2 protein-coding genes are annotated in these 8,450 nt (G+C 59.6%); both read left to right on the top strand.

Going from position 1 to position 8,450, the window contains the following annotated elements; genetic code table 11:
* The first annotated feature begins 465 nt into the window (after positions 1 to 465).
* Entirely contained in the window at positions 466 to 3,945 is a 3,480-nt protein-coding gene (gene rpoB, locus HMPREF2975_RS01835) for a DNA-directed RNA polymerase subunit beta (RefSeq protein ID WP_070725392.1), read from the top strand.
* 150 nt (positions 3,946 to 4,095) lie between these two features.
* Positions 4,096 to 8,001, top strand: coding sequence for a DNA-directed RNA polymerase subunit beta' (locus tag HMPREF2975_RS01840; protein ID WP_070725394.1), 3,906 nt, complete (start codon positions 4,096 to 4,098; stop codon positions 7,999 to 8,001).
* Positions 8,002 to 8,450: the final 449 nt, after the last annotated feature.

An 8,450-nucleotide genomic window follows, 5' to 3' on the forward strand; every position in this document is an offset into this window, starting at 1 on the left:
GTCGAGATCGACAGAAGGGAAGCGGAGGGAGAGGAGGAGAGAGGGAGAGGGGGAGAGGGAGAGGCGGCACTCGGGGCTGGGAAAAGACGGCGACCAGCCGCCGGCAACAACCAGCCAGACGGAAAGGGCAGAAACAGCGAATGGAAAGGGTGGAAAACAGTGAAGGGGAGGGACAGAGAAAAGTAGACGGGGGCAAAGAACAGTGAACGGGAGGGGCAGAGAAAAGTGAAAGCGCCGGTCAGGCCCCAAGCAACACGGCGGTGGGGTCCGTGAGATTGGGCACAGCTTCGCGCATACCCCTTGCCGACGGCGGCGAAGGATTCTAACATAACTATTTGCGCCTGATGACGCCCGAGGTGAGCTGTGCCCGCACGCGAGACCAGCGCTAAGTGTGCTAGCGACACAGTATCAGATAGGGGCGGCAGGCGGGAGCGCGCACTCACCGACTGCAGGGAAGGACACCCTTTGGCTGCCAGTAGCACCACTGCACATCAGCCCAGGAACCGTATCTCATTTGCGAAGCTTCGCGAACCTTTGCAGGCCCCGAACCTGCTGGGTCTGCAGATTCAGAGCTTCGACTGGCTTCTGGGGAACGACAATTGGAAACAACGCGTTGAGGCTGCGAAAGCTTCAGGCGGATTCGACGTGCCGGACGTTTCCGGGCTGGAAGAAATCTTCCAGGAGATCTCGCCGATTGAAGACGTCGCACAAACCATGTCATTGTCATTCCGCGACCATCGACTCGAACGCCCGAAGTACTCGGTCGAAGAGGCAAAGGCCAAGGATTACACGTACTCAGCACCGATGTACGTCACCGCCGAGTTCATGAATTACATGACCGGCGAAATCAAGTCGCAGACCGTCTTCATGGGTGACTTCCCCCTGATGACCAAGCGCGGCACTTTCATCATTAACGGCACGGAGCGCGTCGTCGTCTCCCAGCTGGTCCGCTCGCCTGGCGTGTACTTCGAGCGCACATCTGACCGCTCCTCCGATAAGGAAATCTTCGGAGCCAAAGTCATCCCCAGCCGCGGTGCCTGGCTCGAATTCGAGATCGACAAGCGTGACGCAGTGGGTGTGCGTATCGACCGCAAGCGTAAGCAGTCGGTGACTCACTTCCTCAAGGCTATCGGCATGACCGAAGCTGAGATCCGTGAACAGTTCGCGGACTACCCGGTTTTGCTGGAAACCCTTGAGAAGGACACGGTCGACACCCAGGAGGAAGCTCTCCTGGATATCTACCGCAAGATTCGCCCCGGTGAGCCCGCAGTCGTCGACGCAGCTCAGACACTGCTGAACAACTTCTACTTCGATTCCAAGCGCTACGACCTGGCGAAGGTTGGCCGCTACAAGATCAACAAGAAGCTGGCTCTGGATGCGGATCCTCGTACCTCCGTTCTGACGCTGGAAGACATCGTCACGACCATCAAATACATGCTCTCGATGCATAAGGGTGACAAGACGTTCACCGGCGTGCGTGGCGGCAAAGCCGTGGAAGTCAGCGTTGAGTCGGACGATATTGACCACTTTGGTAACCGTCGTATCCGCGCGGTGGGCGAACTGATCCAGTCGCAAGTGCGTACCGGCCTGGCGCGCATGGAACGCACCGTGCGTGAACGCATGACAACGCAGGAAGCCGATTCGATCACGCCTCAGTCGCTGATCAATATCCGCCCCGTTGTCGCAGCGATCAAGGAGTTCTTCGGAACATCCCAGCTGTCACAGTTCATGGATCAGAACAACCCGCTAGCCGGTTTGACGCACAAGCGCCGCCTGTCGGCACTGGGCCCTGGCGGTCTGTCGCGTGACCGTGCCGGCATGGAGGTCCGTGACGTTCACCCGTCGCACTACGGACGCATGTGCCCGATTGAAACCCCTGAAGGCCCAAACATTGGTCTGATCGGCACGATGGCGACGTTCGCGCGCATCAACCCCTTCGGTTTCATCGAGACGCCGTACCGCGTGGTGCGTGACGGCCACGTCACCGACGAGGTCGAGTACCTGACCGCTGATGACGAGAACGGCCACTACATCGCTCAGGCATCATCGCCGCTGACGGAGGACAACACTTTTGCCGAAGAGATGGTTCTGTGCCGTCTCTCCGGCGAAGACCCGTTGCTCGTTGCACGCGACGACGTTGACTACATGGACGTTTCTGCACGTCAGATGGTCTCTGTTGCCACCGCGTTCATCCCGTTCCTCGAGCACGATGACGCCAACCGAGCCCTGATGGGCGCGAACATGCAGCGCCAGGCTGTCCCGTTGCTGCGCACCGAAGCCCCACTGGTCGGCACCGGCATGGAACGCCGCGCCGCTCAGGACTCAGGCGAAATGGTGATCGCTGAGCGCGCCGGCGTCGTCACCGAGGTCAGCGCCGACTTGATCGTCGTTGAAACTGACGAGGGTGGCCGCGACACCTACCGACTCGAAAAGTTTGAACGCTCCAACCCCGGCAACTGCACGAACCAGCGTGTCATTGTCGAGGAAGGCCAACGCGTTGAAGAAGCAGACGTTCTGGCTGATGGCCCGGCCACCGACAACGGTGAAGTCGCCCTCGGAAAGAACCTGCTGGTCGCCTACATGTCGTGGGAAGGCCTGAACTACGAGGATGCCGTGATTCTGTCACGCCGCGTCGTGCAGGATGACGTCCTGACCTCCATCCATATTGAGGAGTACGAGGTTGACGCCCGCGAAACGAAGCTGGGCGACGAGGAAATCACGCGCGACATTCCGAACGTGTCCGAGGAATCACTGGCTGACCTTGACGAACGCGGCATCATCCGCATCGGTGCTGAGGTTCAGGCCGGCGACATCTTGGTCGGCAAGGTCACCCCGAAGGGTGAAACCGAACTGACCAGTGAGGAGCGCCTGCTGCGCGCCATCTTCGGTGAGAAGGCGCGCGAAGTGCGCGACACCTGCCTGCGTGTCCCACACGGTGAAGAGGGCATCGTCATTGGCGTGCGCGAGTTCAATGACGAAGAAGACGATCTGAACCCCGGCGTGCGCCAGACGGTGCGTGTGTACGTGGCTCAGCGCCGCAAGATCACCATTGGTGACAAGATGGCTGGCCGTCACGGAAACAAGGGCGTCGTCTCCAAGATTCTGCCTGTCGAAGACATGCCGTTCCTGGAAGATGGCACACCTGTGGACATCATCTTGAATCCGCTGGGTGTTCCTGGACGTATGAACGTCGGTCAGGTGCTCGAGTACCACCTCGGCTGGCTGGCCCACCAGGGTTGGGATGCCACGAAGGCGAAGGAAGCTGGCGAAGACTGGACGAAGTTCCTGCCTGAGAACGGCATCAGCGCCGAGCCCGGCTCCTTGGTTGCAACCCCCGTGTTCGACGGTCTGGAAGCAGAGGAGCTGCAAGGCCTGCTGCGTTCAGTTCGTCCCAACCGCGATGGAGAGCGCTTGACCAACGATGAAGGTAAAGCTCAGCTGTTTGATGGCCGTTCGGGTGAACCGTTCCCGTACCCCATCGCAGTGGGGTACGCCTACATGCTCAAGCTGCACCACTTGGTTGACGACAAGATTCATGCCCGTTCAACCGGCCCGTACTCGATGATTACGCAGCAGCCGCTGGGTGGTAAAGCCCAGTTCGGTGGCCAGCGCTTCGGCGAGATGGAGGTGTGGGCACTGGAGGCCTACGGTGCCGCCTACGCCCTCCAGGAGCTGCTCACCATCAAGTCGGACGACACCGTTGGACGTGTCAAGGTCTACGAAGCCATTGTCAAGGGTGAAGACATCCCGGAACCTGGTATTCCAGAGTCCTTCAGGGTCCTCATCCAGGAAATGCGCTCGCTGTGCTTGAACGTTGAAGCACTCGACGCGGCAGGCAACCCGATTGACCTGCGCGACGAGGACGAATCGTACGATGCGCAAGAGGATATGGGCATCACCTTGGATGCCCGTCCGAACGCAGCAGCAACCATTGACGCCATTTAACTCAGTCGGTTCCGCGGCGCACAGGTCGCCCTCGTCAATCAAGACGACGAACGAGGGCGACGCGCTTGCGGGGAACCTCAGCCCCTCCAGCGGCGGGCTTGAGCAGACCACTTACGCTGGAACCGACGAACTAATGCAAGGAGCGAGACCTTGATCGACGCTAAGACGTTCGACAGCCTCAAGATCACCCTGGCAACGACAGATGACATCTCAGGATGGTCCCACGGCGAGGTAAAAAAGCCCGAAACGATTAACTACCGCACCCTCAAGCCTGAGCGCGACGGCTTGTTCGGTGAACAGATTTTTGGTCCGACCCGCGACTGGGAATGTGCGTGTGGCAAGTACAAGCGCGTGCGCTACAAGGGCATCGTGTGTGAAAAGTGTGGCGTCGAAGTCACACGCTCGAAGGTGCGTCGCGAGCGCATGGGTCATATCGACCTGGCAGCGCCTGTCACGCACATCTGGTACTTCAAAGGCGTGCCCTCACGCCTCGGATACGTCCTGGACCTGGCTCCGAAGGACCTCGAAAAGGTTATCTACTTCGCTGCCTACATGATCACCGAGGTTGACGAAAAGGGTCGCGACGAGGACCTTGCCGACCTGCGCAGCGAGCTCGAAGTTGAAAAGGGCCACCTGGAGTCTCAGCGTGACGACGCGATCAACCAGCGCGCCGAAAAGCTGGAGCAGACCTTGGCACAAATGGAAGCCGATGGCGCCAAAGCTGCCGATCGCGACCGTGAACGCAAGGCAGGGGAACGCGAAATGGGGCAGATTCGCCGCCGTTTCGACCGCGACCTGGAACAGCTGGAGACCGTGTGGGAGCGTTTCCGCGACCTCAAGGTTGGTGACCTGGAAGGTGACGAGCGCCTGTACCGCGCCATGCAGCTGCGTTACGGCACGTACTTCAAGGGCGATATGGGTGCAGCCGCCATTCAGAAGCGTCTGCAGACCTTCGACCTGGATGCCGAAGTGGAGAACCTGCGCAACACGATCGCCAACGAGTCGGGCCCGCGCAAGACCCGGGCGATCAAGCGCCTGAAGGTCGTCAACGCCTTTGTGCAAACCGGTAACAAGCCGGAGTCGATGGTGCTGACCGCTATCCCCGTCATCCCGCCGGATCTGCGCCCGATGGTTCAGCTGGACGGTGGCCGCTTTGCGACCTCGGACCTGAACGATCTGTACCGTCGCGTCATCAACCGCAACACGCGCCTGAAGAGGCTGCTGGAGCTGGGTGCGCCCGAGATCATTGTCAACAACGAAAAGCGCATGCTGCAGGAGTCTGTGGACGCCCTGTTCGACAACGGCCGTCGTGGCCGCCCCGTGGCCGGTCCTGGTAACCGCCCGCTGAAGTCGATCTCTGACATGCTCAAGGGTAAGCAGGGTCGTTTCCGTCAAAACCTGCTCGGTAAGCGCGTGGACTACTCGGGCCGTTCGGTCATCGTGGTGGGCCCGCAGCTGAAACTGCACCAGTGCGGTCTGCCCAAGCAGATGGCTCTGGAACTGTTCAAGCCATTCGTGATGAAGCGCCTGGTTGAGAAGTCGTTCGCGCAGAACGTCAAGGCAGCCAAGCGTAAGGTTGAGCGCCAGCGCCCCGAGGTGTGGGACGTCCTCGACGACGTTATTCGTGAGCACCCGGTGCTGCTGAACCGCGCACCTACACTGCACCGCTTGGGCATTCAGGCCTTCGAACCGCAGCTGATTGAAGGTAAAGCTATTCAGCTGCACCCGCTGGCCTGTGGCGCGTTCAACGCTGACTTTGACGGTGACCAGATGGCAGTCCACCTCCCGCTGGGTGCTGAGGCTCAGGCTGAGGCACGCATCCTGATGTTGTCGACGAACAACATCCTCAAGCCTTCCGACGGTCGCCCTGTTGCAATGCCGTCGCAGGACATGATCATTGGTCTGTTCCACCTGACCAGTGATCCTGATCCGGCTGTTGAGGTGGCGACTGATGAAAACGGTGAGCCGGTTGTGCCGTGCTATTCGTCAGTGGCTGAGGCACGTATGGCGTTTGATCGTGGCGAACTGGATCTGAATGCCCGTGCACGGATCCGCTTCACCGACATTGTGCCGCCCAAGGGCTGGGAAGTCCCGGAGAACTGGGAAGAGGGCGATCCGATCCTGCTGGAAACCTCGCTGGGGCGCGCGATCTTCAACGAGACTCTGCCGGTCGACTACCCGTTCGTCAACTACGTTGTGGGTAAGAAGCAGCTGGGAACGATCGTTAACACATTGACGGAGCGTTACCCGAACGTCCTCGTCGCCGAATCTCTGGACGCACTGAAAGCTGCCGGTTTCCACTGGTCAACTTGGTCTGGCATCACAATCGCGTTCTCTGACATTCAAGCGTCAGACCGCAAGGAAGAAATCCTGGCGCGTTACGAAGCCAAAGCTGCGGAGATTCAGGACCAGTTCGACACCGGTATCATCCTGGAAGAAACCCGGTACGAGGAACTGGTCAAGCTGTGGCTGAAGTGCACTGAGGAAGTTGCTGACGACATGCGTCAGAACTTCGATGCGCGCAACACCGTCTACCGCATGGTGTCGTCGGGTGCTCGTGGTAACTGGAGCCAGGTCCAGCAGATCGCCGGTATGCGTGGCCTGGTGTCTGACCCGAAGCAGAAGCTCATTGAGCGTCCGATTAAGGCAAACTACCGTGAAGGCCTGACGGTTCTGGAGTACTTCATCGCAACTCACGGCGCTCGTAAGGGTCTGGCTGATACCGCTCTTCGTACCGCCGAATCTGGTTACCTGACCCGCCGTCTGGTCGACGTGTCGCAGGACGTGATTGTGCGTGAAGAGGACTGCGGTACCCGCGCCGGCATTCGCGTGCCGATCGCCCGCAAGAACGAGTTTGACGAGTGGGAAGCCGTTGAAGCGGTTGAGACTACTGCGTACGCCCGTACGCTTGCCCGCGATGCGGTGGGTGAAGATGGCACTGTCGTGGCGGAGGCTGGCACCGACATTGGTGATGACCTGATTGCTCAGATGGTTGCCGCCGGTGTGACCGAGGTGACGACCCGTTCCGTGCTGACCTGTGAGTCGGCGGTGGGCGTGTGCGCCAGCTGCTACGGCCGTTCGCTGGCCACCGGTAAGCGCGTCTCGATCGGTGAAGCTGTCGGTATTATCGCAGCTCAGTCGATTGGTGAGCCTGGTACCCAGCTGACGATGCGTACGTTCCACACCGGTGGTGCTGCGTCGGCTGCTGACATTACCCAGGGTCTGCCGCGTGTTCAGGAGCTCTTCGAGGCGCGCAGCCCGAAGATTGAAGCCAAGATGAACGAGGCCGCCGGTCGCGTCCATATTGACGACGAAGATCCCGGTTCACGCAAGATCGTGATCACTCGCGATGATGGCCGTGAGGATTCAATCATCGAGGTGACTCGTCGCCAGAAACTCCTGGTGAACGAGGGCGACCACATCGAAGCTGGAACCCCGTTGACTGAAGGCCAGTTGGATCCCAAGGAGGTCCTGCGTATTATGGGCCGCAATGTGGCTCAGAAGCAGCTGGTTGATGAGGTGCAGAAGGTCTACCGCGATCAGGGTGTGGGTATTCACGCCAAGCACATCGAGGTCATCGTGCGCCAGATGCTGCGCAAGATCACTATTCTGGAGCCGGGCGACACCTCGTTCATGCCGGGTCAGCTGGTGGATCGTTCAGCGTACTTGTCGGCCAACCGTCGAGTTGCCGCCGAGGGCGGTCAGCCCGCGTCAGGTCGCCAGATGCTGATGGGTATCACCAAGGCGTCGTTGGCAACGGATTCGTGGCTGTCGGCTGCGTCCTTCCAGGAGACCACAAAGGTCCTGACCGAAGCCGCCATGAACGGCAAGGTTGATCACCTGGTGGGTCTGAAGGAGAACGTCATCCTCGGAAAGTTGATCCCGGCCGGCACCGGCCTGGCTCGCTACAACCAGGTTGTCGTGGAGCCCACTGCTGAGGCAATGGCCGATGCGAACTATTCCGAACTGGATTTCCAGGATGGAGAAGTTCCTGAGTCCTTCCTGGCCTCGCTCGACTCGATCGATTTCGGAATTCCGTTCCACGGCCAGAACTGACCGTTAACCTCAGGTGGCTGGTGTAAGCCCGCGAATTGCGGCGGGCTTGCACCAGCCGCTTCTTTTTATGGCGCGGTGTGGTGCCTTGCACGGTGTGATGAGGTCCCTCGTTACGGTGTGGTGAGGCTTTTTGTGCGCTGAGGGGAGTATTTCCTCCGCGACTGGGCGAGTTGCCTTAAGCGGTGTGGTGGAGGCTCCTCGTTGTGGAGTGGCGAATTTCCTTGTGCGGTGAAGGAGAGCTTGTGCGGTGAGGGAAAGCTTAAGGTGCGCGAGAGAGATTCATTGTGTGGTCTGGCGACTCCCTCCCCGCTCAGTCACTGTCTCTTTCAAGGAAGTACCGATTGCGATGTCGAGGCGGTTATCTTTCTTGAATGAGCTGGTGTTTTCTCGGTTTACTTTGTGGTTTCTCTGTTTGGTTAGTGTCCGTGGGTTTTTTCGGCGTGGTCGGT

This window comes from Actinomyces sp. HMSC065F12 (genome assembly GCF_001814535.1).
Lineage (GTDB): Bacteria > Actinomycetota > Actinomycetes > Actinomycetales > Actinomycetaceae > Pauljensenia > Pauljensenia radingae_A.